The organism is Streptococcus suis, assembly GCF_002960445.1.
Lineage (GTDB): Bacteria > Bacillota > Bacilli > Lactobacillales > Streptococcaceae > Streptococcus > Streptococcus hyiners.
Genome location: NZ_POJD01000142.1, coordinates 482,029 through 508,847, shown reverse-complemented (window position 1 = coordinate 508,847; position 26,819 = coordinate 482,029). Strand labels below are relative to the sequence as shown.

Genomic DNA, 26,819 nt, shown 5'->3' with positions numbered 1-26,819 from the left:
ACTCTTTTTTACACGAAACCTTAGTCCAAAAGAAAACAATTTTCTTATTTTGACTATTGAACTCAACATATTTTTCATCAAATACCTTGATAGACTTGACAAATGGTAGAAAAGAAGCCCTTGTTTTAGAATACCAAGTTCTTCTGGAAAAATCAGTGACGGACAAAAAACTGGTTGATACCATCTTAACTGCTGGACCCCTAGATGTTATTCTGAACAAGCAAATGCCTAAGAAAAAATATTTATAAAATCAAAGAAGCCCTGGATTTCCAAGGCTATTTCCATTTCATAGAAACTATTCTTCATAAAAATCAACACTGTAATCCAGCAATTTGTCCCCATCGTAGCGGAAGCAGGCTGAGAAAAAGGGGCGGTTTTCCAAGAGCCATTCCTGAAAATGACGGTCACCTTCCCAGGTGGGCTTGGACAGAACTTGGTCATAAGGAACCCACTCCAAATCGCCTTCGTTGCAGTCAATAAGACTTCCTTCAAAGCCAGTAATTTTGAAGACATAGGTGTACCAGTCTGTGTTTGGAGTAAAGTCTGGGAAGGTGATAACACCTTTTAGGGCGTGCTTGGTGACGGTCAGACCCGTTTCTTCAAAGACTTCTCGAATAGCACAGGCTTGCGGTGTTTCACCAGGTTCCAATTTGCCACCCACTCCAATCCATTTACCTTGATGGACATCGTTTTCCTTTTTATTTCGATGAAGGAGGAGAAATTCCTTGCCATTATCAATGTAGCAAATGGTAGCGAGTTGAACAGGTTTTTTAGTCATGGTAGCTCCTTGAAAATATTTTTCTTCATTATACCATAAAGCTCCTTGTATGAGTATGTCAGCCGTTAATCTGACAGGGGACAGTTTTTGTATGAGAATACTGAAAGCCCTTTTCTGAAAAGGGAATTTATGGTATAATAAGAACATCAAACTATTTAAGGTGTATTATGTCAAAACAAGAACAAATCGAACAAACCATTTATCAATTATTGGAATTACTAGGTGAAGACCCGAATCGTGAAGGGCTCTTAGATACGCCTAAGCGGGTCGCTAAAATGTATTTAGAAATGTTTAACGGCTTAGAAGAGGACCCAAAAGACCAATTTACAGCTGTTTTTTCAGAGGGACATGAGGAAGTGGTCTTGGTCAAGGACATTCCCTTCCACTCTATGTGCGAACACCATTTAGTGCCTTTTTATGGCATTGCCCATGTAGCCTATATTCCTAGCAAGGGTCGTGTGACAGGTCTGAGTAAGCTGGCACGAGCAGTTGAGGTTGCAAGTCGCCGTCCCCAGTTGCAGGAACGCTTGACCCATCAGGTTGCCCATGCCCTTCAAGATGCACTTGAACCAGAGGGTGTTTTTGTCATGGTAGAAGCAGAGCACATGTGTATGAGTATGCGTGGTATTCGCAAGCCAGGTAGCAAGACCGTGACGACTGTTGCCCTTGGCAAATACAAGGAAGATGCCATCTTGCGCCGTGAACTCTTGTCCATGATCCACAATAAGTAGGAGGTCCTATGTCCATTCAAGACTTAACAAATCAAGTGACTATTATGGGAATTCTCAATGTGACCCCAGATTCTTTTTCTGATGGAGGCAACTACAATGAGGTAGAAGCTGCCTTGGTTCAGGTGGAAAAATTATTGGCAGACGGTGCTACCGTCATTGATGTTGGTGGTGAGTCCACTCGTCTAGGTGCAAGCTTTGTGTCGGAAGAAGACGAGATTGCTCGCGTGGTTCCGATTATCCGTGCTATCAAAGAAAACTATGACTGTCTAGTCAGCGTCGATACCTATAAGACAGGAACTGCACGTGCAGCCTTGGAAGCAGGCGCAGATATATTAAATGATGTCTGGGCAGGACTTTATGATGGAGATATGTTAGCCCTGGCTGCGGAGTACAAGGTACCAATCATTCTCATGCACAACCAGAAAGACGAAAGCTATGTGGATGTTGTTGGAGAGGTCAGAAACTTTCTAACAGAGCGTGCCCAAGCAGCACTTGATGCTGGTGTTTCCGCGAACCAGATTTGGTTGGATCCAGGATTTGGCTTTTCAAAGAATGTCCAACATAACCTAGATCTCTTACAAGGTTTGGATCAAATTACTGCCCTTGGTTATCCTGTTCTATTTGGAATATCTCGTAAGCGCGTGGTGAATTATCTGCTTGGAGGCAATAGTTTACCGACAGACCGCGATCAAGCAACGGCAGCCTTGTCTGCCTGGGCAGTCCAAAAAGGCTGTAAAATGGTCCGTGTTCACAATGTCGCTGCCAACCGTGACATCGTTAGGGTTTGGGATCAGTTGACCAAGGGAGGAAAACATGGATAAGATTTCTCTTAATAAATGCCGTTTTTATGGCTACCATGGGGCCTTCAAAGAAGAACAGGTTCTTGGTCAAATTTTCACAGTTGACTGTGATTTGTTTGTTGACCTGGCAGCAGCTTCCCAAACTGACAATTTAGAAGACACAGTTCACTATGGTATGGTCTTTGAAACCATTAAAGCAGTTGTGGAAGGTAAGCCCTATCGCCTGATCGAAAAGGTAGCCGGTGTCATCTGTCAAGAGATTTTTGACCAATTTCCAAAGGTGGAGAAGGTTCGCTTGGCCATTTACAAGGAAAATCCGCCCATCGCTGGACACTATGATTCTGTCGGAATTGAATTGGAGCGTGAACGACCATGAAGCATCTAGCCTATCTCAGTATCGGTGGGAACATGGGCGACCGGCAAGCCTATTTACAGGCAGCCCTAGACAAATTAGCCAGTCATCCAGGTTGCCAGCTTGGCTTAGTTTCCAACATTTATGAAACACCAGCTTGGGGCAAGACGGATCAGGCTGATTTCCTCAACCTTGCCTGCCAGGTTGAAACAGATTTGTCTGCCCAGGAATTTTTAACTTTCTGCCAAGAGATTGAGCAGGACCTTGACCGCGTACGGATTGAAAAATGGGGCCAACGCACCATTGATTTGGACATTATTTTTTGGGATGATCAAGTGATTGAGGAAGAGAACTTGCAGGTTCCCCATCCCTATGCCCATGAGCGGGCATTTGTGCTTTTACCGCTGACTGATATTGCAGCAGATTATCGACATCCTGGTCTTGGTCAAAGGGTAGAAGAGTTAGTAAGTTATTTAGGAGATACATCAGATATTAAAAAAATCTCCCTTGATTAAAAAGGAAAACAAGGAGAACTATGGAAATTTTAGCGATTTTAGGAGTTTTGTTGGCTGTTGTAGCCATTATTTATTTGACATCAAAGAATTTGCACGTTATTGTGGCAGCCCCTGTGGCTAGTTTGATTATTCTGGTGACCAACCAGATGAACATTATCGAAGCTATGTTGGGAAAGGAACAGTCCTATATGGCTGGTCTGGCTGGCTTTTTAATCAATAACTTTGTGATTTTCATGTTTGGCTCTATTTTGGCTCGCTACATGGAAGCCAGTGGAGCAACCCTGACCATTGCCAATAGTATTTTGAAGGTTATGGGAAAAGATAGTCCTTACAAGGTTTTGCTGGCTATTGCCCTTATCACAAGTATCTTAACCTATGGTGGTGTGAGTATCTTCGTTGTGATCTTTACCCTTTTACCTCTGTCACGTCCTCTTTTCAAGGAGTTGAATATCAACTGGGCCCTCTTTCCCATCCCTGTCTTTATGGGGGCTAGTACCTATACCATGACCACCTTACCCGGGACACCGTCCATTCAGAACGTTATTCCGACCAAGGTCTTGGGGACCAGTTTGACTGCGGCTCCGCTTATTAGTTTAGCTGCTAGTTTGGTTCTCTTGCTCTTTGGCCTCTTCTACATGGCATATTGTCTCAAGAAAAGTTTGGCAAATGGGGAAACCTACACGGAGCATGTTGACGATGTGGTTGTGGACTTAGATACAAAAAGACCAAACATCTTCTTCTCAGTCTTGCCCTTGCTTAGTCTGATTGCCACAATCTTCCTTTTGAATAAAACTCCGAATGTTTTGGTCATTGGCTTGTTGGTATCTATTGTTTTATCAGCCATCTTATTTTATCCTTACCTGCCTAATCAAAAGGAACTTCTGAATACAGGTGCGACAGCTTCTATTGTTCCTGCCTTTGCCACATCTAGTACGGTGGCTTTTGGTACAGTATTGACTTTGTCAGCTGGTTTCGCTGTTATCCAAGAATGGATCCAACAAATCCCGGGTTCGCCTTTGATTAGCTTGTCTGTGTCAACAGCCTTGCTCAGTGGTATTATTGGTTCCTCATCAGGTGCGGTTGGTATTGCCTCAAGTAATTTCTTGCCTGCCTATTTGGAAATGGGGATTGACCCGGAAATCCTTCACCGTGTGGTCGTAGTGGCTTCGGCTATCCTGACAGTTGTACCGCAATCGGGTGTCATGATTACCTTCCACAATCTGTCCAAGCTAAGTATGAAGCGTGGTTTGAAGTATTCATTTGTACTGGTGACTGTCGGACATATTTTGGCACTCATGGTTGTTTTAGCTTTGGTAGGCCTACTTTACTAGAAGAATTGAGAAAGAACTTTCTTTGGAAGGTTCTATTCTTTTGGTATAAACTTAACCAGCTTACAATTAACCAGTTGACTATTTGTATTAAAAATTATATACTTTACTGGTAAAATACTTATTATCTATAGAAGGAGAGTATTGTGAAGAAGAAACGAAATCTTGCCTTGACAGGCATTACCCTCTTGTGTAGTTTGACCTTGTTGGCTTGCCAGCAGAAACAAGCTCAACAAGTTGCTAGTGAAAAAGTAAAGCAGGAACAGGTTCAGAAAGAGGAAATAGTATATGTCGTTGCGGAGTTGACAGAGGATGGTTATGTCCTTATCCACGGCGACCATCAGCACCTGGAAAAAGGTTCTGTTCCCTACGATGCCAAGTTTTTGAAGGAAACCTTGTTAGAGGATAAGAACTACCAATTCAATGAAAAAGATGTCTTGTACAAGGTACGGACAGGTTATATCATTCAAGTGAAGGGCAAGGTCTATTATTATCCTAAGAAGACTGGAGATGGTCTTGTTACTTTAGAGGAAGCCCGGAAATTAACGGCAAATAATCCTGAACATGACCACCATGGACACGATCACAACCATGACCATGCTCATGAAGAGCAAAAACAGTCATCGACCAATCTAGTAGGTGTGGCCGGGATTGATAGACCAACCAGCGACGGTTTTTTATTGAGCGATGCCAAGCAAATTTCAAGCAAGACGGATACGGGCATTATCGTTGAGCATAATGGTCACAGTCACTTTATCTTTTATGGTGACTTGAAAGGTAGTAAGTGGGAGTACCTTATCCCAGCTGGAGCTGATGTGACCAAGAAACAGGAAAATAGTGCATCAGGTCAGTCATCCAGTCAGGCTGGTCAGGACCATTATCAATTCAACCCTGCTGATATTGTAGCTGAGGATGCTAATGGCTATACAGTTCGCCATGGAGATCATTACCATTATATTTTGAAACAAACTGTCGGTGGAAGTGTGGGCAATCCTGTTCATACAGGTGCTAGCCAGTTTGCTAGTTCGAAAGCGGCGGCACCGGTTATGCAAAATCACTTGGTGACTTTACCTGTTTCCCCAATAGCTAACCTACCAGTTCCAGTAGTTACTGCAGGTGCTAATCAAGCAGCGTCTGTGGTTTCTCGTCAAGGGATTGCTGGGATTGACTATCCGACCAGCGATGGCTTTCTCTTTGATGGAAGTGGGCTTATCGGTCAGAATGCGGTTGGTTTGCTCATTCAACACCAGGGGCATATCCACGTTTTGCGTAGAGAGCAAGTGGCAACTTCTAAGTGGGCTTATTTGCTAGAAGATCAATCTAGTCAAGCTACTCCAATTCAACCACTTCCAGCAGTCCTCACCAATGTGGTTACAAAACCAGTGGAAAAAACGGAAGTAGTAGCCTCCAGCCAGTCACCAGCGCCAAGTCCAGCACCTGTTACTCCTGCAGAGGCGACTGTGGCGGATGAGGTCACAGCTAAACGGAACTACCTGGCCCAAGCCCTCGGTTTGCCAGTCAATTCCATCACCCTTTTAGATACGCCACAAGGTCAGGCCTTCATGTATCCCCATGGTGACCATGACCATCTGGTGCTCTTGAAGAATATTGACCTGACCAAACCTTTTGAAAGTGAAGAAGAGGAGCATTCTCCAAGCTCGCCATCAGCTAGCGAAACGACTTCGTCTAGCTCAGAACAGCCAACAAGCTCCAGCCCCTCCAGTTCAACTACTAGTAGCCAAGCAACAAGTGAGCCAGAGGCAACAACCCCAACCAGCCCATCCTTGTCAGAGGTGACTGAAGCGCCTCATTCAGCACCTGTCACTCCTACAGAGGCGACTGTGGTGGACGAGGTTGAGGACAAGCGAAACTATCTAGCTCAAGCCCTCGGTTTGCCAGTCAATTCCATCACCCTTTTGGATACGCCCCAAGGTCAGGCCTTTATGTATCCCCATGGCGACCATGACCATCTGGTGCTCTTGAAGAATATTGACCTGACCAAACCTTTTGAAAGTGAAGAAGAGGAGCATTCTCCAAGCTCGTCATCAGCTAGCGCAACGACTTCGTCTAGCTCAGAACAGCCAACAAGCTCCATCACCTTAACGTCAACTACTAGTAGCCAAGAAACAAGTGAGCCAGCAGCAACAACCCCAACCAGCCCATCCTTGTCAGAGGTGGCTGAAGCGCCTCATTCAGCACCTGTTGCTCCGACAGCGGAGGTTGTGGCGGATGAGGTCACAGCCAAACGGAACTACCTGGCCCAAGCCCTCGGTTTGCCAGTCAATTCCATCACCCTTTTGGATACGCCACAAGGTCAGGCCTTCATGTATCCCCATGGCGACCATGACCATCTGGTGCTCTTGAAGAATATTGACCTGACCAAACCTTTTGAAAGTGAAGAAGAGGAGTATTCTCCAAGCTCGTCATCAGCTAGCGCAACGACTTCGTCTAGCTCAGAACAGCCAACAAGCTCCAGCACCTCAACGCCAACTACTAGTAGCCAAGAAACAAGTGAGCCAGAGGCAACAACCACAACCAGCCCATCCTTGTCAGAGGTGACTGAAGCGCCTCATTCAGCACCTGTCACTCCTGCAGAGGTGGCAGTGGTGGACGAGGTTGCGGACAAGCGAAACTATCTAGCTCAAGCTCTCGGTTTGCCAGTCAATTCCATCACCCTTTTAGATACGCCACAAGGTCAGGCCTTCATGTATCCTCATGGCGACCATGACCATCTTGTGCTCTTGAAGAATATTGACCTGACCAAACCTTTTGAAAGTGAAGAAGACTTGGCACGAAAAATTGATTACATTTCCAAGGTCTATGGTGTGCCAAAAGAAGCTATCCGGGTTTCTGATACCACCTTTAGTTTCAACGACCCAAGCCATGCCTATGACCCCACCCATGTCCATCCTTATGTGATTTTACGGTCCATGTTGATTATCCCTGAAGTGACTGGTGATCCGGAAACGGACTTTGAAGCGGAGCTTTTGGCGGTAGCCAAGCGGACAGGTATCGCACCGTCAAAACTCATCATTCGTGACAAGAAATTTATCCTGCCACATGGAAGCCATGACCATGTCTTGCATATTCAGGCTGTGGAGGGCATTGAGCCATATCTTGCCAATAAATTGCCAGCTATTGCAGGTAGCTATCAGGAGGGGGAATTTGACCGAGCGACTGTAGATAGTCAGCTTGCTCATTTGCGTCAAGTAGCAGCTGAAAAATATGGGACAAGCAGCAAGGAATACCGTCGTATCGAGCGGGCTTTGGAAGATTTTGCCAGCAATTTAGATGACCTGGTGACCAATTCGACCAAGGGCTATCTAGCTATGTTGGAGCAATTTGAAAAGGTTCATATCTTAAAAGAAACTACTAGCAATACAGAGGAACAAGTAGATCCTCTCTATCAATCTGTACTTGAACAGATTCGCTTGCTTGATACTAGCAACCTACCTGTCAATAAGGAAGACCTGACTAGTCAACTCAACCAAGCCAGTCAGGATAAGGACAGACAGGCCTTGCTTAACCTGGAACACCTCTTACAAGAATTGAAACATTTCCAAGATCGTCCAGATATTACAGCCATGGAGTATATGGATTACTTGCTCAGTCAGTTGGATCAGCCTTATCTACCAGCTGATTTGCAAGAAAGATTGGCGAGCACACTGGATCGCTTGTTCCAAGCGACCTTGGGTGGCAATGGTTCCATCAAGCCACTGGACTTGTCCAAGGAACTGGTTGACTTGAAAGTTGCACTCCATCTGGCCAAGGCAGCCAATCAAACCTACCCTATCCAAACCAGTCCTGCTTCTGAAAAATTACAGGAAAACAGGGCATTCATGGAGGCATTTGTGGGAGATATCCGTGAGATGTTTACTAGACAGATGACCTTCCCTGAAATTGTGGAGAAAACAGAGAATGAAACTCCGGTAACCTCTCCTAGTCAGGTGACGGATAATCAGACTTATCAAGAGCTACTGACTTTGCTTAGACAAACAAATCTAACTGGCACCCAGACCTCACAAACCGCCTGGGTTGAGCGGATTAACCAGGCAAGTTTGAAGGGGGATGAGCGTGAGTTAGCAAGTATTTCCCATAGTTTGAAGGAAATTCAGCACTTCCAAGACCGAGCAGAAATTCGATTGATGGAATATATGGATTACTTGCTTACTCATATTGACAGCCCTTATCTTCAAGCACCTACTCGTCAGGAAGCGGCTCGCCTCATCAATCAAATCTATGGGTTGGTTGTGCGAAGGGAATTGGCAACTAGTCCAATTTCTTTGGCAGAAGACTTAATTGCCAGCAGTATTGCCGTTGCCAATGATGTAAAAGGGCAAATCAATCAGCAGCTTGAAATGTCAGATGACTATGGCATTATGCAGATGAATCGTCTAGAAATGAATATGTTTGTCGAAGGAACCAGAGATTTCTTTGTCGATCCACTAAGTTTACCTGAGGAAGTTCTGGTAAAAGCAGGGCAGACAAGGCCTGTTCCAGCAATTGAAGAAGGTGTAGGGGCAGCCAGTCCAACCAATCAGGATAGACCGGAAAGTTCATTTAGTCCAATCCATGACCATGAAAGTGGCAGCAAAGAAGTCAGCCCATCCAGTTTATCACAAGCAGTTGAAGAAAACTCTTCGTCAGAAACTGGCTCAAGCTCTGAACAGGCAATCAGTCCTACGGAGCTTGTGGAGGCAGAAGCGGTCGTACCAACCAATAGTGATGTCCTAGTATCAGAAGAAGAAAGTGCTTCAAGCGATGGAAGCAAGCCTACAGAAGTTCAAGAAATCCCTTCGCCAACAGAAGAAACAAATGCCTCATCAGCTCCAGCTTCGGAGCCAAGCAGTCCAGCAGCAGAAGAACAAGTTTTGCCTAGTGAAACTGCAGAGGAGGAAGAAGTGGAATTATCCGATGAAGACCTAGAATGGCTGTCCGATATTTTCGGTGAATTTACAGGTTCAACTTCCGAAGAGGAAAGTGAAGACATCGGCTTGACCTGGAAACCGCTAGGGAGCTTCGATTTCAACTCTTTTGATGAATAATACCTAATAAAAAATGTTAAAACCATGGTCTGACCATGGTTTTTCTTGAAAAAATAAAAATAACTTTCTATCATTTGTCAAGTGTGATATAATCAGAATTGCTGAAATCCGAACGTTTTTATTTAGGAGAAAATAATGAAAAAACAGTCACCGTTTATAGTGGCAGGTATTGTCATGCTGGGTGTGGTCATGCGCGCCCCCTTTACAGCCCTTCCTGCTATCTTGACAGATGTAGCTACTGGTCTGGGAGTAGAGGTCAGTTCTCTAGGTATCTTGACCTCTATTCCCTTGATTATGTTTGCCCTCTGTTCTTCCTTAGCTCCTCGCCTAGCTGCTAGATTTGGTATGGAGAAACTCATGGCCATGGTCCTCTTGGTCATGGTTGTTGGATCAGGGATGCGGGTACTGAATCTACCTGCTTTATACATAGGTACTATGCTTGTTGGAGCTACTATTGCCTTTATCAATGTTCTCTTGCCCAGTCTGGTCACGGCTAATTTTCCTAAGAAAATTGGTTTTTATACCACCATCTATATTACCTTGATGGGAGTAGCTGCGACGGTGGCTGCTATGGTCGCAGTTCCTATCGTATCCGCAAGCTCTTGGCAAACATTTATCCTATTGATAACAGCTGTAGTCTTGTTAGCCTTTCTGCTCTGGTTACCCAATATTCGTAATAATCATCGTTTTGAAAACCAAAAACAGGGCCAGCAGACCCAGTCTATTTGGAAGAATAAAGCTGCCCTTGTCTTCCTACTCTTTGGTGGTCTACAATCTGTTCTCTACTATACAGAGATTACCTGGTTACCGACCATTTCCCAGTCAGTTGGCTTCAGTAAGGCTGAGGCAGGCTTGATGGCAGGTTTCTTTAATATGACTGCCATCCCTATGTCCATGATAATCCCAGCTATTCTTTCTCGTCAGACCAAGGAAATGCGTCGCAATATCATGTTGGGCACCTCCTCAGCTACCCTTCTAGGTCTTGCTTTGCTGGCTGTTCTACCTAAGCATTTTATACTCTGGACAGCTCTGCACATTATTTTGAGTTTCTCAAATGCAGCTCTTTTCCCTTATATGATGTTGGGCTTTACCCTGAAAACCAGCAACAGCCAGGCGACTGCTCAATTATCAGGTATGGTCCAAACGGGTGGCTACTTGATTGCTGCCTTTGGTCCAGGTTTATTGGGATACAGTTATCCACTATTTAATAGCTGGCTCCCTCTTATCATGGCGCTAGCCCTTGTGACCCTAGCAATGATGTGGACTATCGTACTGATTGAAAAAGAAGATATTATATTATAAGTGAAATCTCTTAGAAAGCTTGTTAGTTGCCTTTTGGAAATAGCAGAGCTTCTAAGGGATTTTTTGGTAAACAAAAAAGCTGGATAGTTACCAGCTTTTTAGTGTGCCACACGTTTACGTGCTGCTTTTTTACGATTTTCCTCGATGAAGGCTTCTTTCTTTTCTTCTGGTTCAATAATTGTTTTGTGAACGGTGAAGATAGCACCTGCTGCAAGAGCAACTGTAGAAAGAACACCTGTCAAGAAACCTTTGCCAAAACCTTTAGCCATAGTGAATTCTCCTTTACTTGTGTTATAATAGATTTTAGCGAAAAAACAAAATATTTTCAAGGAAAAAGATGAAAACTAAAGTAATTGTGGTCATTGGACCGACAGCGGTAGGAAAAACTGCATTAGGAATTGAATTGGCCCAGCGCTACAATGGAGAAATTATAAGCGGTGATAGCCAGCAAGTCTATCGCAACCTAGATATCGGCACGGCAAAAGCTAGTCCTGAAGAGCAGGCTGCGGCGGTTCATCACTTGATTGATGTCCGAGATGTGACCGAGGGCTATTCGGCTTATGAATTTGTAGCAGAAGCTAAAGCTTTGATTGCAGGCATTACCAGTCGTGGCAAGCTGCCCCTTATCGTGGGTGGGACAGGCCTTTATATCCAAAGTCTACTGGAAGGCTACCACCTGGGCGGGCTGGTTGACCAGGAGCAGGTTCTTGCTTATCGGGCGGAACTCGACTGCTTGTCTGACGAGGTTTTGGAAACAATGGCAGAGCAGGCAGGGTTGGCAATCGAGGGAAACAGCCGACGGAGAATCATTCGTGGGTTAGAGTTGAAAAAATTTGGCAAAAACTTAGAAAATACAGAGTCAGGATATGAGCCACTTTACATCTGCCTGACGGATGACAGACAGGTCCTTTACGACCGCATCAATCAGCGCGTGGATAAGATGATGGCGGCGGGCTTACTAGATGAAGTCAGCTGGCTCTACCAAGAACACCCTCAAGCCCAAGCTGCTATGGGAATTGGCTACAAGGAGTTTTTCCCTTATTTTGCAGGTGAGCTTTCGCTAGAAGAAGCAGTTGATAAGGTCAAGCAAAATAGCCGCCGCTTTGCCAAACGCCAATTGACTTGGTTCAGAAATCGGATGCAGGTTCCCTTTTATTCAGTAGGCCAGCCAGATTACAAGACGCAGATTTTCACCGCCGTGGAGGAATTTTTAGATGATTGAAACCCAGAAAGAACAAGAACGCGCCCTCCTGGTCGGAGTGGAATTACAGCAAACAGACAACTTTGACATGTCCATGGAGGAGTTGGCAAGTCTGGCTAAAACAGCAGGCGCTCTGGTCAAGGGAGTCTACACTCAAAAACGTGAAAAATACGACAGCAAGACCTTTGTCGGCTCAGGGAAACTAGAAGAAATTGCCCAGATGGTCGAAGCTGATGAGATTGATACCGTCATTGTCAATAACCGACTGACACCCCGTCAGAATGTCAATTTGGAGGAGATTTTAGGAGTCAAGGTCATTGACCGTATGCAGCTGATTTTGGATATTTTTGCCATGCGAGCTCGAAGTCACGAAGGAAAATTACAGGTCCACCTGGCCCAGCTCAAGTACATGTTGCCACGCTTGGTTGGACAAGGTATCATGCTCAGCCGTCAGGCCGGTGGTATCGGCTCTCGTGGACCAGGTGAAAGCCAGTTGGAGCTCAACCGTCGCAGCATCCGCAACCAGATTCACGACATTGAACGCCAACTCAAAACGGTGGAGAAAAACCGAGCGACTGTCCGTGAACGCCGCCTTCAATCAGGTGTCTTCAAGATTGGCTTGATTGGCTACACCAACGCTGGCAAGTCCACTATCATGAATGCCATGACGGATAAGCGACAGTACGAGGCGGACGAACTCTTTGCCACACTTGATGCCACGACCAAGCAGATTAACTTGGCGGACAAGTTCAACGTGACCTTGACCGATACGGTTGGTTTCATTCAGGATCTGCCGACCGAGTTGATTTCTGCCTTCAAATCCACCTTGGAGGAGTCCATGAATGTGGACCTCTTGCTCCATGTCATCGACGCCTCTGACCCCAATCACAGTGAGCAGGAACAGGTGGTCTTGGACATTCTAAAAGACCTGGATATGCTGGACATTCCTCGCCTGGCCCTTTACAACAAGTTGGACAAGACCGATGACAGCTTTACCCCAAGTCAGTTCCCACATGTCATGCTGTCCGCTAAGGATGAAAATGCCAAAGGTCATATTCAGATGATGGTCTTGGCCAAGATTAAGACCATGTTTGAACGATTTGAGGTCAGGGTGCCACTTGCTGAATCTTATAAATTGCATGATTTAGCTACTCTGGCTCTGATTGAAAATCGGACTTATGAAGAGGATGTGGAAGTGGTATCAGGCTATATCGCTTCCAGCAATAAATGGAAGTTGGAAGAATTTTATGACGGATTATCTTGATTTGGCAATCAAATACGGTGGCTTTACTAGTTTGGACAAGGTCTATCTGGCTAAGAAATTGGCAAATTTGACCGACCAGCAGAAGATAGATTTTATCACGCCACCGCCTTCGGTTATCAATGCCTATTTTGCGGAAATCTACCAGAAACAAGGGGCAGAAGAGGCGACGGACTATTATCTGACTCTTTCACAGCAGCTGAGCTTTTTTCCAAAAGAACCTAGCTTTGCTGAGGACAAGCCCTTTGTCCGTCTTAATTTGTCAGGCAAGTCTTTCGGCTTTGCCTATGTGTCGGCTGACGGTCTGGCTCAGGTTTTTTCGGAAGGTGTAGAGGAAGTGACGGACAGTCTGCTCTTTGAAATCGCCCAAGTCTTTCCCCACTATGTCGTCTTTGTGGAGGAGGGCAAGGTTTTTATGAAAGTCAATCCCTTTGAGGACGCCGAGTTAGAGGAAGTTGAAACAGACTACCTTTTGACCCAAGTGGCGATTGGAGAAGGCTTGGTCAAGATTTCAGGCTTTAATCAGGAAGAAGTGCTGGAAGTGGCGGACGGCTATGCTGGTCGGTATTACTATGTCTGGTCGGGTCGCTCTGCAATTTTATATATAAAACATTAGAAAGTAAACAATGCAAATTCAATTTTTAGGTACGGGGGCTGGTCAGCCCTCCAAGGCTCGTAATGTGTCCAGTTTGGCCTTGAAACTCTTGGATGAAATCAATCAGGTTTGGCTATTTGACTGTGGTGAAGGGACCCAAAATCAGATTTTGGAAACCTCTATTCGTCCACGTAAGGTGGCAAAAATCTTTATTACTCACCTGCATGGTGACCATATTTTTGGCTTGCCAGGTTTTTTGTCTAGCCGTTCTTTCCAGTCTAGCGAGGAGCAGACGGATATTGATATTTATGGACCAGTGGGCATTCGTTCCTTTGTTTTGTCCAGTCTGAAAGTATCGGGGACACGCCTACCATATCGCATTCATTTTCATGAGTTTGATGTTGATACAGTCGGTCAGGTCCTAGAAACGGACAAATTCACGGTATTCGCTGAGAAGTTGGACCATACTGTTCCATGTGTCGGCTACCGTGTTATTCAAAAAGATTTAGAAGGTAGTCTGGATGCGGACGCCTTGTTGGCAGCAGGTGTCCCTTTTGGTCCCTTGTTTGGACAGATTAAAAATGGCCAAAATGTGATTCTTGAGGATGGCAGAGAGATTATTGCTAGTGACTATATTTCGCCTCCTCGGCCTGGTAAGGTAGTGACCATTCTTGGTGATACGCGCAAGTGTCATGCTAGTGTCCGTCTGGCTGTCAATGCTGATGTGCTGGTGCATGAGGCGACTTACGGAAAAGGCGATGAGAAGATTGCTCGGAAGCACGGGCATTCGACCAATATGGAGGCCGCTCAGGTTGCCAAGGATGCTGGAGCCAAGCAGCTCTTACTCAATCATATCAGTCCACGATTTTTATCCAAGGATATTAGTCAATTACGGAAAGATGCAAGTACTATTTTCGAGCAGGTTCATATTGTCAAGGATTTAGAGGAAATTGAGCTATGAGAACCATTCTAATCACAGGTGCCTCTGGTGGTTTGGTACAGGAAATGGTACCTTTGCTGAAAGATGATTTTTTGATTTTACTAGGTCGTGATGTGGCGAAAATCGAGCAACTCTACGCCTACCATGACAAAAAGGCTGTCTTTGATGTGGATATCCGAGATGAAATAGCTCTGACGGCATTTTTCGATGAACTGGATAGTCAGTTTGGCCAGATTGATATGTTAGTCAATAATGCTGGCTATGCCATTTATGATGATTTTGAGAATTTTTCCAGCCAGCAGGTGCAGGCTATGTTTGACATCAATACTTTTGCTCTGATGACCATGTGCCGTTTAGTAGGTAAACGAATGAAGGCCAGACGGAGCGGGCAGATTATCAATATCATTTCCATGTCAGGCTTGATTGCTTCAAGCAAGTCATCTGTTTATTCGGCGACCAAGTTTGCAGCTATGGGTTTTTCAAATACCATTCGCTTGGAATTAGCCCAGTATGGTGTGACAGTTACTACGGTTAATCCAGGTCCTATTGCGACTGGCTTTTTCGACCAAGCAGATCCAGACGGTACTTATCAAGAAAGTGTCAAGGCTTTCTTGCTGCAACCAGACTATGTTGCCAAGAAGATTGTGGCGGCTATGGACAAGAAGAAGCGGGATATCAACCTTCCTTGGTCACTAGCAGCTGCTCATAAGCTATATACTCTTTTTCCGAGACTGGCTGATTATCTGGCCAGTACGGTCTTTAATTTGAAATAAAGAAAAGTGAACACATAATATGACCTAGATGGATTAATGCCATTCTAGGTTTTTTTGATCTAATCGGTTGACATTTTTTGACTACAAGTGTAAACTATAATTGTAAATCGATTACAAATGTAGTCAGAAATAGGAGTTATCTTATGAACCATTCAAAAGAAAATAAGCAGGAACACCAACATATGATGCATTCTGAGGAAGTTGGTCAGACCAGCCATCATTCTCATCATTCTCATCATACTCATGATTCTCATGATGCTCATCAGCATCACCAAGGGCATGACCATGACATGATGGATCATGGTGGGCACATGATGCACATGGGGGATATGAATACAAAGCTCAAGGTGGCAGTGGCAGTCATGATTCCCCTACTGGCCATTTCTCCAATTGCAGGTTTCACTCTCTTACGTTTTCCGGGTGTTGAACTTGTCCAGCTGATACTAGGTTCTATTATCTTCTTCTACTCAGGAACACCTTTCTTTAACGGAGCTAGAGGGGAGTTGCGAGCTAAAAAACCGGCAATGATGACCCTGATTTCCATGGGGATTATTGTTTCCTATCTTTACTCCGTTTATGCGACCATTTTAGCGTTATTGGGACAAGAAAGCATGAACTTTTGGTTTGAGTTGTCTACGCTGATTGTCATTATGCTGATTGGGCATATCATTGAGATGAAGGCGGTTATGGGAGCAGGCGATGCCCTGAAAGACTTGGCCTCTCTCATTCCGAAAAAAGCCCATCTTAAGGATGGGACAGATGTTGCGGTAGAGGACTTGCAGATTGGGGATTTCCTCCTAGTCAAGGAAAATGAAAAAATTCCGGCTGACGGTAAGATTTTGAGTGTTGCTCATATTGATGAATCCATGATTACTGGGGAATCTCGAGCTGTCAAAAAAGAGGCAGGAGATAGGGTATTCGGTGGTTCGCTCAATCAAAACACGCCCTTTGAAATGGAAGTGACCACTCTTGGTAAGGACAGCTTTTTGGCGGAGGTGACCGAAATGGTCCGTCAAGCGCAAAACCAGAAATCCAAGCTTGAAAATATGGCTGACCGCGTAGCCTCTTGGCTCTTCTATGCAGCTTTAATTGTGGGGATTTTGGCCTTTATTTATTGGACCATGACGGCTAATCTTGCCTTTGCCTTGATGATGGCAGTTTCTGTTTTTGTCATTGCCTGTCCGCATGCCCTTGGTTTAGCCATCCCTCTTGTTGTGGCGCGTTTGACCACGATTTCTTCAAAAAATGGTCTTTTGGTTCAGAACCGAACAGCTCTTGAACAGGTTAACCAGATTCGGTTTGCCTTGATGGATAAGACCGGAACATTGACCGACGGAAAATTTCAAGTTCGTCACAGTCAAGATTTGGTTGAGGGAGCGGATGTGCTGGCCAAAATGGCAGCCCTAGAAGTTCATTCAACCCACCCAATTGCCCTTTCCATAGTGGAGGCGGCAGGTCAACATTCCTATCAAGTAGAGCAGGTTGAGAATATCCCTGGTAGTGGAATTCGAGGAGTCTTGGATGGAAGGGTTTATGAAATCATGTCTTACAAAGGTCTGCAGGAAATAGGTTTGTCAGTGGATCAGGACGTGATTGCTCCCTATCTTGATTTGGGTCTAACCGTGAGTTTTTTGGTGACTGATCATGTGGTCTTGGGATTTGTAGCCTTGGGAGACCAGATAAAAGAAGATGCTAAAGATTTTGTAGCAGGCTTGAAAGCGCAGGGTATTAGTCCTGTGATGTTAACGGGTGACAATCCAGCTACCGCACAAAAAGTGGCCAGTCAGTTGGGCATAGAGGATTACCGAGCTGAACTTAAACCAGAGGATAAGGCAAAACTGGTCAAGGACTATCAGGCGCGTGGGGCAGTTCTTTTCATCGGCGATGGGGTCAATGATTCGCCTGCTCTAGCGACGGCAGATTTAGGCTTTGCCATTGGCGCAGGAACTTCTGTTGCCATTCACTCTGCAGATGTAGTCTTGGTTCAATCCAATCCATCAGCGGTCTTGGATATGTTGAGCATTGCCAAGACAACCATCCGCAAAATGAAGCAAAATCTCTGGTTTGGGGCAGGTTACAACATCATTGCCATTCCCTTAGCTGCTGGAATCCTCTATCCAAGCATGGGCATTATGGTGGATCCTTTATTGGCGGCTGTGCTCATGAGTCTATCGACGGTTATTGTCGCTATCAATGCTATGGGCTTACGTTACGGTAAACCGTAGAAATTTTGACAGATAATATATATAAGTAAAACACCGGTCTATGTCGGTGTTTTATGATGTAGGAGATAGGGGTGCTGTTTTCAAGTAAGAACTGCGAGAAATCTACTGCGATAATTAGTATGATATTTGACTATAATCTGGTATAATGGGAAAAAACATCGTGAGAGTGTAGTATGAAAAAATTGTGGAAAATTATTTATAGTCGGGTTTTTATAGTTCTTGCCCTTTTATTATTGACAGTCTTTGCGATATTTTGGGTGGTTGGCTCACTAGCAGTCTATGTCCCAGCTATCTTGACGGTATTACAACTTTTTTCTATAATCGTAGCCATTTCCATCATTAACCGGCCCATGAATGCCAGCTTCAAGTTGACCTGGATTGTCTTTGTTATTGGTATCCCGATTTTTGGAGCACTATTTTACTATATTCTCCAATCCAACATTGAAACCCGCCGCTACCGTAAAACGTTTCAACATCAGGCAAATTTATTGCGCCAGTATGGAAAGACCTCTGACAAGGTGATGAATGGTCTGGCCAAAGCGGACAGGGAGCAGCTGAAACTGGCCCACTACATGAGCGAGTATGTTGGCTATCCTCTTCATACCAATACAGATGCGGTTTATTTTTCGTCAGGTGAGGCCAAGTTTGAAGCTCTTCTTGAGGAGTTGAAAAAAGCAGAGCAGTACATCTTTATGGAGTACTTCATTGTTGATGAAGGCTTTATGTGGGAGTCTATCTTGGACATTCTCAAGGAAAAGGCGGCTCAAGGTGTAGAAGTCCGATTTATGTATGACGGAATGAATTCGCTCAGTACTCTACCATACACCTACTACAAAACCTTGCGCTCCTATGGTATCAAGACACGGGTTTTCTCACAGATTATCCCAGCGTTATCTACCGTTCAGAACAACCGTGACCACCGTAAAATTGCGGTCATTGATGGTAAGGTGGCATTTACAGGCGGCGTCAACATTGCAGATGAATATATTAACAAGATAGAACGTTTTGGTCACTGGAAAGATGCAGCCATCATGGTCAAGGGCGAGGCCGTTTCCAACTTTACTCTCATGTTTTTGCAGATGTGGAACCACAATGAGAAAAAGCCAACGGATGATTTGAAATACTTGAAAGCGGCGCGTGAGGCGGAAGTGGAAGAAGTGACAGGTCAAGGCTATTTTCTGGCCTACGGTGAAAATCCCTTCGATAATGACGAGGTTGCCAAGCGTGTTTATTTGGATATGATCCAGTCCGCAACGGATTATATCTACATCATGACTCCATATCTAGTCTTGGATGATGAGATGATAGACAACCTGACCTATGCTGCTAAACGTGGTGTACGGGTTAAATTACTCTTACCGCATATCTATGACAAGCAGTCAGCTTATTTGGCCGCTCGGATGGATTTTAGAACTTATTTAGAGGCTGGCATTGAGATTTATGAATACACACCGGGCTTTGTCCATTCAAAAGTCGTTTTGGTAGATGATAAGAAGGCAACTGTTGGGACGGTCAATATGGATTTTCGTTCTTTCTATCTCAACTTCGAGTGTGGCTTGTATGTTTACAACCACAAGCAAGTTTTGGCAGATATTTTACAGGATTTCGAAGACTCCTTTGCCCAGTCCGAACGGATTACCCTAGTAGGTTTTGAAAATACCTATCCTTGGTATAAGCGGTTAGCTGGTGCCTTGATGAATATTATTTCACCATTATTATAAATACAATTTAGACAGGTAGAAAATCTAGATTAGAGTTGACTTTCTACCAGTCTATTTTTTATTTTAAATGGTATAATGGTAGGACAGCTTAAAGGAGTGAAAAACGTGATAAAACCCAACTATGACTGGCAATTATTGACCGGTTTTTCTGATGAACAATTTATCAAAATCGCAAAAAAAGAAGGATTGGATCCCGTAGCAGCAAAGTTACTCTACGAACGAGGCGTTCAAACGGCTGAAGAGTTACAAGCCTTTTTACAACCAAGCCTAGAAGACCTCCATGATCCCTATCTACTTCATGACATGGACAAGGCAGTGGAGCGGATCCGTCGGGCCATTGAAGATTATGAACAAATCTTGATTTATGGGGATTATGATGCGGACGGGATGACCTCGGCGTCAATCCTCAAGGAAACCTTGGAGGAAATGGGGGCTGAAGTCCAGGTCTATCTTCCAAACCGTTTCACGGATGGCTATGGACCAAATCAATCGGTTTACAAGTATTTTATCGAGCAACAGGGCATTTCTCTGATTGTGACGGTGGATAATGGAGTAGCGGGTCATGAAGCCATTGCCTATGCTCAGGAAATGGGTGTCGATGTTGTCGTGACTGACCACCATTCCATGCAGGAAACTCTTCCCAACGCCTATGCCATTGTTCACCCAGAACATCCAGAGGGTAACTATCCCTTCAAACACCTAGCTGGTTGTGGTGTGGCTTTTAAACTGGCCTGTGCTCTTCTTGAAACGGTTCATGCAGACTTGCTAGACTTGGTTGCCATTGGTACTATCGCTGATATGGTTAGCCTAACAGGCGAAAATCGTGTTATGGTCAAGTACGGTCTTTCTCTTCTTAAACAGACTGAGCGAGCTGGTTTGCAAGAATTGATGAAAATTGCAGGAATTGATGTTGCTAGTCTTGACGAAGAAACAGTTGGTTTCCAACTAGCTCCGAGATTGAATGCCCTGGGTCGTTTAGATGATCCCAATCCTGCCATCGAATTATTGACTGGTTTTGATGACGAAGAAGCCCATGAGATTGCCCTCATGATTGATAGTAAGAACGTCGAGCGCAAGGATGTCGTTCAAGCAATCTATGATGAGGCCAAGTCCATGCTTCGTTCTGATAGACCTGTGCAGGTTCTAGCTAAAGAGGGCTGGAACCCCGGTGTTCTAGGGATAGTGGCCGGTCGTCTGTTAGAAGAACTGCACCAGCCTGTTATTGTCTTGTCTATTGAAGATGGTAAGGCCAAGGGCTCTGCCCGCTCGGTTGAGGCTGTGGACATTTTCCAGGCCCTCAAAGATCACCAAGACCTCTTTATCGCCTTTGGTGGCCATGCTGGTGCGGCTGGTATGACCTTGGAAGTGGAAAAACTGGATCAGCTGGCTGATACCTTGGCAGCTTACATCACTGAGAATAATCTAGACTTGTCTAGCAAATCTTCCCTGATTTTAGACGAAGAATTAGACTTGGAAGAACTAACCCTGGACACACTCAAGTCCTTTGAAAAACTGGCACCTTATGGAATGGACAATAAAAAGCCGATTTTCTATATCAAGGATTTCCAAGTGGAATCTGCACGGACCATGGGGCAGAATAATGCCCACCTCAAGCTCCGTATTACCAAAGGGGCAGCTGGATTTGATGTAGTGGCCTTTGGCAAGGGCAATCTAGCCCTAGAATTTTCACAGGCCAAAGACCTAGAGTTAGCTGTTACTCTTTCTGTTAACAAGTGGAATGGCAATACTAGCCTCCAGCTTATGCTGATAGATGCTAGGGTCAATGGTGTCCAGCTCTATAACATTCGCGGTAAACAACATCAGCTGCCAGCAGGCGTTCCTGTTTTGGATGTGGCCAATCCAGTGACGGATGAAAAAGCCATTGTTCTAGCAAGTTTGCCTGAAGACATCAGCAGTCTGCGCAGCTATTTCCAAGAAAATGAATTTGAGGCAATTTACTTTAAAAACGAAATTGCCAAGCCTTACTATCTGGATGGTTATGGCAGTCGGGACCAATTTGCCAAATTGTACAAGACTATTTATCAGTTTGACGAGTTTGATGTGCGCTATAAATTGAAAGATTTGGCTGCTTACTTGAAAATCAAGGACACCCTGTTAGTGAAAATGATTCAAATTTTCCAAGAATTGGAATTTGTGACCATTACGGACGGTGTCATGCGGGTCAACAAGGAGGCACAGAAACGGGAAATCTCAGAAAGTCAGATTTACCAAGCCTTGAAAGAAACAGTTATCCAGCAAGAATTGATGGCGCTTGGCACTGTTCAGGAAATCTATGACTGGCTGTGTGGACAAGCTTGATGATACCTGTATTTCTTGGTCTTCTGCTTTTATTGGGTATCTTTATGTTAATTAGATACATCAGTGGCCGGAAAAAAGCCTTGAAAGCCTTGGAAGATGTTGAATCAGTCCGGCAAGCCTTGACAGTATTGAGGAGCAGAGGGTGGTCAGAAAAGGCGATTTACAAGGCATTTCTTAAAGATTTACTGAAAATGCCACAAGATGAAATTCTAGTATTTGTCCAAAACTTCATGGATGAGCTTTCGATTTTTGCCTCGACCAGTTTTTACAAGTTGTTAAAGGCTGAAAGTTGGTCTATGACCAAAGAAAAAGCACTGAGTTTGCTAGAGCAGATTATGGAGAACTTGGAAGCTCCAAAAGAACTACACCATAGCCACCTGCCTGACTTATTAGGGAAAATAGACGGTAACTGCCCTCCCCACCATCCTTACTGGCGCTTGTTTGCTGACTTAATTGACAAGGCCTTTCCTGGTCAGGAGCTGGCGGAGAATAGTGAACTTGGCAAACAAGTCCATCAATTGCGCTATCTGATTTCCTACCAGCAGGCGACTTGGGTGCGTCAGCACTATGGACAAGGAAAAACAGATTGGCAGGCCTTGGTAGCCTACCTAGTTAGCCTGCCACGTTGGTCCTATCGTTTGAGGGAATCTGCCCGCCTGCATAATAAGCAAATATTTTCTAGGGATGAGAAGCAAATCCTACCTACCAATCTAAAAGTCTTGATTGGATTTCATAGCGAATTCATCCTGGCACAAGATGGACAATTTGCTTTGATTTTAGAAGAAAGACATTCTAAAAACGGTGTTATCAACGGCGCATCCTTTAATTATGCCAGAGCCAATAATCAGCGCCATTACCAGTTAGACATGGCTCCAGTCGGTCCGCATGACCCTCCTTTTCGTAAGAAAATGATCAGGTCTAAAGCTGGGACCTACCTATCACCTACTCGCATTTCTAAGCATGAAAGCAAGCTTAATCAGACAGCTTGGGAACAATCCTATTTCAATTCTCAAGGCTATTTTTCCCATAAGGGACATAGCAGAGCTGTACTTGTAGCTAGCTTGGATAGGCGTTTTGCCAAAGATATAAGATTTGAAATGTACCAAAAACTAATTTCATGGTATAATAAAGAGTAAAACTAAAAATTTAAAGAGAGATGAAAATGAACTTAAAAGATTACATCGCAACCATTCCTGATTATCCAAAAGAAGGTATCGAATTCCGTGACATTAGTCCTTTGATGGCGGATGGCAACGCTTATAGCTATGCCGTACGTGAAATTGTTCAGTACGCGACTGACAAGCAAATCGATATGATTGTTGGTCCAGAGGCGCGTGGTTTCATCGTTGGATGCCCAGTTGCTTTTGAATTGGGTATTGGTTTTGCTCCAGTTCGTAAGCCAGGAAAATTACCACGCGAAGTTATCTCAGCTGACTATGAAAAAGAGTATGGTGTGGATACCTTGACCATGCATGCGGATGCGATTAAGCCAGGTCAACGTGTTCTTATTGTTGATGACTTGTTGGCAACTGGTGGTACTGTCAAAGCGACCATCGAAATGATTGAAAAACTTGGTGGTGTTGTAGCAGGCTGTGCCTTCTTGATCGAGTTGGATGATCTCAAGGGTCGCGAAGCAATCGGTGATTACGACTATAAAGTCTTGATGCATTATTAAGATTGTTATAGCCAAAACTTATAACTGGTACTTATTTTATTCTAATTGAATTGTATAACAACCTGTCTTATAATATATATAAGAAACTCAGGAGGTTGCTTATGCCGATTAAAATTGAAAAATCATTACCAGCAGTAGATATTTTGAGAGAAGAGAATATTTTTGTCATGGACAGCGTCCGTGCCAGTCACCAGGACATTCGTCCTATCAAGATTTTAATTCTCAATCTCATGCCACAGAAAATTGTGACGGAGACTCAGCTGCTCCGTCTTTTAGCAAACACACCCTTGCAATTGGAAGTGGAATTTCTATACATGGCAAGTCATGAGTCAAAAAATACTCATTCGGATCACTTGGAGCAATTTTATAAGACATTTGAACAGGTCAAGGATGAGTTTTTTGATGGTTTGATTGTCACAGGGGCACCAGTGGAGAATTTAGCATTTGAAGAAGTAGATTATTGGCAGGAGCTAGTTCAAGTCTTCGAATGGTCTAAGGCCCATGTTTATTCAACCCTACATATTTGTTGGGGGGCGCAGGCTGGTTTATATGCTCGCTATGGCGTGCCAAAACACTCCATGGCAAGAAAATTATCAGGTGTTTATTGTCAAGAGGTAACCTCCCCTACTTGTTCTCTCATGCGTGGATTTGATGACGAATTTCGGTCACCACACTCACGCTACACAGAGGTCAAGGAAGAGGATATTGCCCATCTAGATGACTTGTTGATTTTGTCACAGGGCAAGGATGTGGGGTTGTCAATTTTAGCTAGCAAAGACTTGAGAGAAGTCTATAGTTTTGGGCATCTGGAATATGACAGAGATACATTGGCCAAAGAATACCAGCGGGATTGCTTGGCAGGCAAAAATCCCCATATTCCAGAAAATTATTTCAAGCAAGATGACCCAACAAGTAGACCATCTTTATCATGGAACCTTCCAGCAGCACAATTCTTTACCAACTGGGTCAACTATGCTGTCTATCAGGAAACCCCTTATGATTGGAAAACCTTCGAGCAATCAGCCCTTTCAGCAAGTCTTTAATGTTTAAAGAGGAAATATGAACTATTCACAGCAATTTCGTCAGGGGCATTTGGTCCTTCCAGCAGCCATCCTATTTCATTATCAGGAGCTTTTTCCATCAGCAGATGATTTTTTAGTCTGGCAATTTTTCTTTTATCAGAATACGTCCTCGCTGGAGAACTTAGCTCCTAGTGAGATTGCTCAGGCGACGGGCAAAACGGTTGCCCAGGTCAACCAAGCCATTGAAAATTTGCAAGAAGCTGGCCTATTGGACTTTAAGACCATCAGCATTGCTGGTGAAATTGAAATGATTTTTGATGCGTTGCCAGCACTTGAAAAGTTAGATGAATTGCTAGCTCCTAAAGTGGAAGAAGAATTCCTACCAGTCGAAAATGACTTGAAAACCATTGTCGGTGAGTTTGAGCGTGAATTAGGTCGTCTATTGTCGCCTTATGAAATCGAGGACTTGCAGAAGACAATCGAAGATGACAAGACCTCTGTTGATTTGGTGCGCGCTGCCCTAAGAGAAGCAGTTTTTAACAATAAAACCAACTGGAAATACATCCAGGCGATTTTGCGTAACTGGCGACGGGAGGGAATTACAACAGTCGCTCAGGTAGAAGCCAAACATGCAGAAAGAGAAGCCCAGCAACCTAAAAATGTGACGGTTTCGAGTGATTTTCTGGATGCTATGTGGATGTGGAAAGATTAGAATGGAAACAAAATTATCAAAAAGACTGGCAGCAGTCGCAGATTACGTGCCCCAAGGGGCTCGATTAGCAGATGTAGGGAGTGACCATGCTTATCTCCCTCTTTTTTTGGTGGAACAGGGTAGGATTGATTTTGCAGTCGCAGGTGAGGTGGTCCAAGGACCTTACCAGTCAGCTCTACAAAATGTGGAGCAGGCTGGTCAGTCAGAAAAGATTTCTGTCCGCCTGGCAAATGGTCTGGCAGCAGTTGAGCTGACTGACCAAGTAAGCACTGTGACCATTGCAGGAATGGGTGGTCGCTTGATAGCCGAAATCTTGGAAGCAGGTAAAGACAAACTGGTGTCTGTAGAACGTCTGATTTTACAGCCCAACAATCGTGAAGACGATGTCCGTCGTTGGTTAGTTGCCCATGATTTTCAGATTATTGCAGAGGAAATCTTGGAAGAAAATGACAAGATTTATGAAATCTTGGTGGCGGAGAAAGGCAGGTCAGACTTAACTGCTGACCAGTTGCGGTTTGGTCCGTATTTGCTGGAAGACCCGTCTACAACTTTCCAGAAGAAGTGGCTCAAGGAACTGGACAAGCTGACCTACGCTTTGGAGCAAGTGCCTCTTGAACGCCAAGCTGACCGCTCTGCTATTTCTAAAAAAATCCAACAAATTCAGGAGGTGCTTCATGTTAGCTAGTAAAGTAATCGATCGTTATCAGGCTTTTTGTCCACCGTCTCTGGCTATGGAGGGCGATGTGAAAGGGCTGCAAATCGGCACGCTTAAGAAGGACATTCGTCGGGTCATGGTGGCTCTGGATATCCGTGAAACGACGGTGGCGGAGGCTATTGATAAGCAGGTGGACTTGATTATCGTCAAGCATGCTCCGATTTTCCGTCCGATCAAGGATTTGGTGGCGGATGATCTTCAGACCAAGATCTATCTGGATTTGATTAAGTACGATATTGCGGTCTATGTTAGCCATACAGATATAGATGTGGTAGACGGAGGCCTTAACGACTGGTTCTGCGACCTTCTGGGTATTCAGGATACTAGCTATCTGATTGAAACTACCGAGGGGCAGGGGCTCGGTCGTGTGGGGACAATAGCAGAGCAGACCTTGGAGGAATTGGCCTTGAAAGTTAAGGACGTTTTTGGTCTAGATGCTGTCCGTCTGGTGACTTATGGTCATCAAGCTCAGCAGTATGTCAGCTGTGTGGCCATCTGTGGTGGTAGTGGCGGCTCTTACTACCATGAGGCCCTTGCCAAGGGGGCAGATGTTTACATCACAGGCGATATTTACTACCATACGGGTCAGGATATGTTGACACAAGGCTTGCTGGCTATTGATCCTGGTCACCATATCGAAGCCTTGTTTATCAAGAAAATTGCAGATTTACTGGAAACTTGGAAGGCAGAAGAAGGTTGGGATGTGGACATTCTTCCTTCGACCGTTTCGACTAATCCATTTAGACACCTATAAAAGTCACGGAAGCGTGGCTTTTTTATTCGTTTCTTGATTTTATAGACCAGTTAAG

Annotated in this window: 24 protein-coding genes; 22 read left to right on the top strand and 2 right to left on the bottom strand. The window is 44.5% G+C overall.

Going from position 1 to position 26,819, the window contains the following annotated elements; all coding sequences use genetic code 11:
• The first annotated feature begins 86 nt into the window (after positions 1 to 86).
• Entirely contained in the window at positions 87 to 248 is a 162-nt protein-coding gene (locus tag C1G53_RS06340) for a hypothetical protein (protein ID WP_238139112.1), read from the top strand.
• A 47-nt stretch (positions 249 to 295) separates the two neighbouring features.
• On the opposite strand, the gene C1G53_RS06335 is transcribed toward C1G53_RS06340, so the two are convergent.
• Entirely contained in the window at positions 296 to 778 is a 483-nt protein-coding gene (locus C1G53_RS06335) for an NUDIX hydrolase (protein ID WP_074391859.1), read from the bottom strand.
• A 167-nt stretch (positions 779 to 945) separates the two neighbouring features.
• On the opposite strand from C1G53_RS06335, the gene folE reads away from it, so the two are divergent.
• The 7 genes from folE (at position 946) to C1G53_RS06300 (ending at position 10,851) form a co-directional block, all read left to right on the top strand.
• A complete protein-coding gene (gene folE, locus C1G53_RS06330; protein ID WP_002938082.1) occupies positions 946 to 1,509 on the top strand; it encodes a GTP cyclohydrolase I FolE in 564 nt (187 codons plus the stop codon).
• An 8-nt stretch (positions 1,510 to 1,517) separates the two neighbouring features.
• Positions 1,518 to 2,330, top strand: coding sequence for a dihydropteroate synthase (folP, locus tag C1G53_RS06325; RefSeq protein ID WP_105118114.1), 813 nt, complete (start codon positions 1,518 to 1,520; stop codon positions 2,328 to 2,330).
• Positions 2,323 to 2,685, top strand: coding sequence for a dihydroneopterin aldolase (gene folB, locus C1G53_RS06320; protein ID WP_105118113.1), 363 nt, complete (start codon positions 2,323 to 2,325; stop codon positions 2,683 to 2,685). Before folP ends, folB begins: the two co-directional genes overlap by 8 nt.
• Complete coding sequence (gene folK, locus C1G53_RS06315) at positions 2,682 to 3,176, top strand: 2-amino-4-hydroxy-6-hydroxymethyldihydropteridine diphosphokinase (protein ID WP_105118112.1); 495 nt, start codon at positions 2,682 to 2,684, stop codon at positions 3,174 to 3,176. Before folB ends, folK begins: the two co-directional genes overlap by 4 nt.
• Positions 3,177 to 3,196: 20 nt before the next feature.
• On the top strand, positions 3,197 to 4,507 hold the full coding sequence (locus C1G53_RS06310; protein ID WP_105118111.1) for a GntP family permease: 1,311 nt from the start codon (positions 3,197 to 3,199) through the stop codon (positions 4,505 to 4,507).
• A gap of 143 nt (positions 4,508 to 4,650) precedes the next feature.
• Complete coding sequence (locus C1G53_RS06305) at positions 4,651 to 9,549, top strand: pneumococcal-type histidine triad protein (protein ID WP_105118110.1); 4,899 nt, start codon at positions 4,651 to 4,653, stop codon at positions 9,547 to 9,549.
• 135 nt (positions 9,550 to 9,684) lie between these two features.
• The gene (locus C1G53_RS06300) at positions 9,685 to 10,851 is read left to right on the top strand and encodes an MFS transporter (RefSeq protein ID WP_105118109.1); all 1,167 of its coding nucleotides are present in this window, start codon (positions 9,685 to 9,687) and stop codon (positions 10,849 to 10,851) included.
• Positions 10,852 to 10,949: 98 nt separating this feature from the next.
• Here C1G53_RS06300 and C1G53_RS06295 read toward each other — a convergent pair whose 3' ends face one another.
• The gene (locus tag C1G53_RS06295; RefSeq protein WP_032502441.1) at positions 10,950 to 11,120 is read right to left on the bottom strand and encodes a DUF3042 family protein; all 171 of its coding nucleotides are present in this window, start codon (positions 11,118 to 11,120) and stop codon (positions 10,950 to 10,952) included.
• 68 nt (positions 11,121 to 11,188) lie between these two features.
• On the opposite strand from C1G53_RS06295, the gene miaA reads away from it, so the two are divergent.
• The 14 genes from miaA (at position 11,189) to C1G53_RS06225 (ending at position 26,764) form a co-directional block, all read left to right on the top strand.
• A complete protein-coding gene (gene miaA, locus C1G53_RS06290; protein ID WP_105118108.1) occupies positions 11,189 to 12,073 on the top strand; it encodes a tRNA (adenosine(37)-N6)-dimethylallyltransferase MiaA in 885 nt (294 codons plus the stop codon).
• Positions 12,066 to 13,316: a GTPase HflX gene (gene hflX / locus C1G53_RS06285; RefSeq protein WP_015646651.1), complete on the top strand. Its 1,251-nt coding sequence runs from the start codon at positions 12,066 to 12,068 to the stop codon at positions 13,314 to 13,316. The genes miaA and hflX overlap by 8 nt, the downstream gene beginning before the upstream one ends.
• Complete coding sequence (locus C1G53_RS06280; RefSeq protein WP_105118107.1) at positions 13,300 to 13,929, top strand: cystathionine beta-lyase; 630 nt, start codon at positions 13,300 to 13,302, stop codon at positions 13,927 to 13,929. Before hflX ends, C1G53_RS06280 begins: the two co-directional genes overlap by 17 nt.
• A gap of 10 nt (positions 13,930 to 13,939) precedes the next feature.
• Positions 13,940 to 14,869: a ribonuclease Z gene (rnz, locus tag C1G53_RS06275; protein ID WP_105118106.1), complete on the top strand. Its 930-nt coding sequence runs from the start codon at positions 13,940 to 13,942 to the stop codon at positions 14,867 to 14,869.
• Positions 14,866 to 15,621: an SDR family NAD(P)-dependent oxidoreductase gene (locus C1G53_RS06270; RefSeq protein ID WP_105118105.1), complete on the top strand. Its 756-nt coding sequence runs from the start codon at positions 14,866 to 14,868 to the stop codon at positions 15,619 to 15,621. The genes rnz and C1G53_RS06270 overlap by 4 nt, the downstream gene beginning before the upstream one ends.
• Positions 15,622 to 15,764: 143 nt before the next feature.
• Positions 15,765 to 17,846, top strand: coding sequence for a copper-translocating P-type ATPase (locus tag C1G53_RS06265; protein WP_105118104.1), 2,082 nt, complete (start codon positions 15,765 to 15,767; stop codon positions 17,844 to 17,846).
• Positions 17,847 to 18,019: 173 nt separating this feature from the next.
• On the top strand, positions 18,020 to 19,567 hold the full coding sequence (cls, locus tag C1G53_RS06260; RefSeq protein WP_105118103.1) for a cardiolipin synthase: 1,548 nt from the start codon (positions 18,020 to 18,022) through the stop codon (positions 19,565 to 19,567).
• Positions 19,568 to 19,672: 105 nt separating this feature from the next.
• On the top strand, positions 19,673 to 21,886 hold the full coding sequence (gene recJ / locus C1G53_RS06255) for a single-stranded-DNA-specific exonuclease RecJ (protein ID WP_105118102.1): 2,214 nt from the start codon (positions 19,673 to 19,675) through the stop codon (positions 21,884 to 21,886).
• A gap of 44 nt (positions 21,887 to 21,930) precedes the next feature.
• Entirely contained in the window at positions 21,931 to 23,022 is a 1,092-nt protein-coding gene (locus tag C1G53_RS06250) for a DUF3114 domain-containing protein (RefSeq protein WP_238139111.1), read from the top strand.
• Between the two features lie 26 nt (positions 23,023 to 23,048).
• Entirely contained in the window at positions 23,049 to 23,561 is a 513-nt protein-coding gene (locus C1G53_RS06245; protein ID WP_044690593.1) for an adenine phosphoribosyltransferase, read from the top strand.
• Positions 23,562 to 23,662: 101 nt separating this feature from the next.
• Positions 23,663 to 24,604, top strand: coding sequence for a homoserine O-acetyltransferase MetA (gene metA / locus C1G53_RS06240; RefSeq protein ID WP_105118100.1), 942 nt, complete (start codon positions 23,663 to 23,665; stop codon positions 24,602 to 24,604).
• A gap of 16 nt (positions 24,605 to 24,620) precedes the next feature.
• Positions 24,621 to 25,295 (top strand): DnaD domain-containing protein, encoded by a 675-nt coding sequence (locus C1G53_RS06235; protein ID WP_105113961.1) that lies wholly within the window; start codon positions 24,621 to 24,623, stop codon positions 25,293 to 25,295.
• Position 25,296: 1 nt separating this feature from the next.
• Positions 25,297 to 25,980: a tRNA (adenine(22)-N(1))-methyltransferase gene (locus tag C1G53_RS06230; protein ID WP_105118099.1), complete on the top strand. Its 684-nt coding sequence runs from the start codon at positions 25,297 to 25,299 to the stop codon at positions 25,978 to 25,980.
• Positions 25,970 to 26,764: a Nif3-like dinuclear metal center hexameric protein gene (locus C1G53_RS06225; RefSeq protein WP_105118098.1), complete on the top strand. Its 795-nt coding sequence runs from the start codon at positions 25,970 to 25,972 to the stop codon at positions 26,762 to 26,764. Before C1G53_RS06230 ends, C1G53_RS06225 begins: the two co-directional genes overlap by 11 nt.
• Positions 26,765 to 26,819: the final 55 nt, after the last annotated feature.

What these genes read in the sequence shown, in the direction of transcription:
- C1G53_RS06335 (WP_074391859.1), bottom strand. Translation starts at nt 778, where the DNA reads ATGACTAAAAAACCTGTTCAACTCGCTACCATTTGCTACATTGATAAT.
- folE (WP_002938082.1), top strand. Translation starts at nt 946, where the DNA reads ATGTCAAAACAAGAACAAATCGAACAAACCATTTATCAATTATTGGAA.
- folP (WP_105118114.1), top strand. Translation starts at nt 1,518, where the DNA reads ATGTCCATTCAAGACTTAACAAATCAAGTGACTATTATGGGAATTCTC.
- folB (WP_105118113.1), top strand. Translation starts at nt 2,323, where the DNA reads ATGGATAAGATTTCTCTTAATAAATGCCGTTTTTATGGCTACCATGGG.
- folK (WP_105118112.1), top strand. Translation starts at nt 2,682, where the DNA reads ATGAAGCATCTAGCCTATCTCAGTATCGGTGGGAACATGGGCGACCGG.
- C1G53_RS06310 (WP_105118111.1), top strand. Translation starts at nt 3,197, where the DNA reads ATGGAAATTTTAGCGATTTTAGGAGTTTTGTTGGCTGTTGTAGCCATT.
- C1G53_RS06300 (WP_105118109.1), top strand. Translation starts at nt 9,685, where the DNA reads ATGAAAAAACAGTCACCGTTTATAGTGGCAGGTATTGTCATGCTGGGT.
- C1G53_RS06295 (WP_032502441.1), bottom strand. Translation starts at nt 11,120, where the DNA reads ATGGCTAAAGGTTTTGGCAAAGGTTTCTTGACAGGTGTTCTTTCTACA.
- miaA (WP_105118108.1), top strand. Translation starts at nt 11,189, where the DNA reads ATGAAAACTAAAGTAATTGTGGTCATTGGACCGACAGCGGTAGGAAAA.
- hflX (WP_015646651.1), top strand. Translation starts at nt 12,066, where the DNA reads ATGATTGAAACCCAGAAAGAACAAGAACGCGCCCTCCTGGTCGGAGTG.
- C1G53_RS06280 (WP_105118107.1), top strand. Translation starts at nt 13,300, where the DNA reads ATGACGGATTATCTTGATTTGGCAATCAAATACGGTGGCTTTACTAGT.
- rnz (WP_105118106.1), top strand. Translation starts at nt 13,940, where the DNA reads ATGCAAATTCAATTTTTAGGTACGGGGGCTGGTCAGCCCTCCAAGGCT.
- C1G53_RS06270 (WP_105118105.1), top strand. Translation starts at nt 14,866, where the DNA reads ATGAGAACCATTCTAATCACAGGTGCCTCTGGTGGTTTGGTACAGGAA.
- C1G53_RS06265 (WP_105118104.1), top strand. Translation starts at nt 15,765, where the DNA reads ATGAACCATTCAAAAGAAAATAAGCAGGAACACCAACATATGATGCAT.
- cls (WP_105118103.1), top strand. Translation starts at nt 18,020, where the DNA reads ATGAAAAAATTGTGGAAAATTATTTATAGTCGGGTTTTTATAGTTCTT.
- C1G53_RS06250 (WP_238139111.1), top strand. Translation starts at nt 21,931, where the DNA reads ATGTTAATTAGATACATCAGTGGCCGGAAAAAAGCCTTGAAAGCCTTG.
- C1G53_RS06245 (WP_044690593.1), top strand. Translation starts at nt 23,049, where the DNA reads ATGAACTTAAAAGATTACATCGCAACCATTCCTGATTATCCAAAAGAA.
- metA (WP_105118100.1), top strand. Translation starts at nt 23,663, where the DNA reads ATGCCGATTAAAATTGAAAAATCATTACCAGCAGTAGATATTTTGAGA.
- C1G53_RS06235 (WP_105113961.1), top strand. Translation starts at nt 24,621, where the DNA reads ATGAACTATTCACAGCAATTTCGTCAGGGGCATTTGGTCCTTCCAGCA.
- C1G53_RS06230 (WP_105118099.1), top strand. Translation starts at nt 25,297, where the DNA reads ATGGAAACAAAATTATCAAAAAGACTGGCAGCAGTCGCAGATTACGTG.
- C1G53_RS06225 (WP_105118098.1), top strand. Translation starts at nt 25,970, where the DNA reads ATGTTAGCTAGTAAAGTAATCGATCGTTATCAGGCTTTTTGTCCACCG.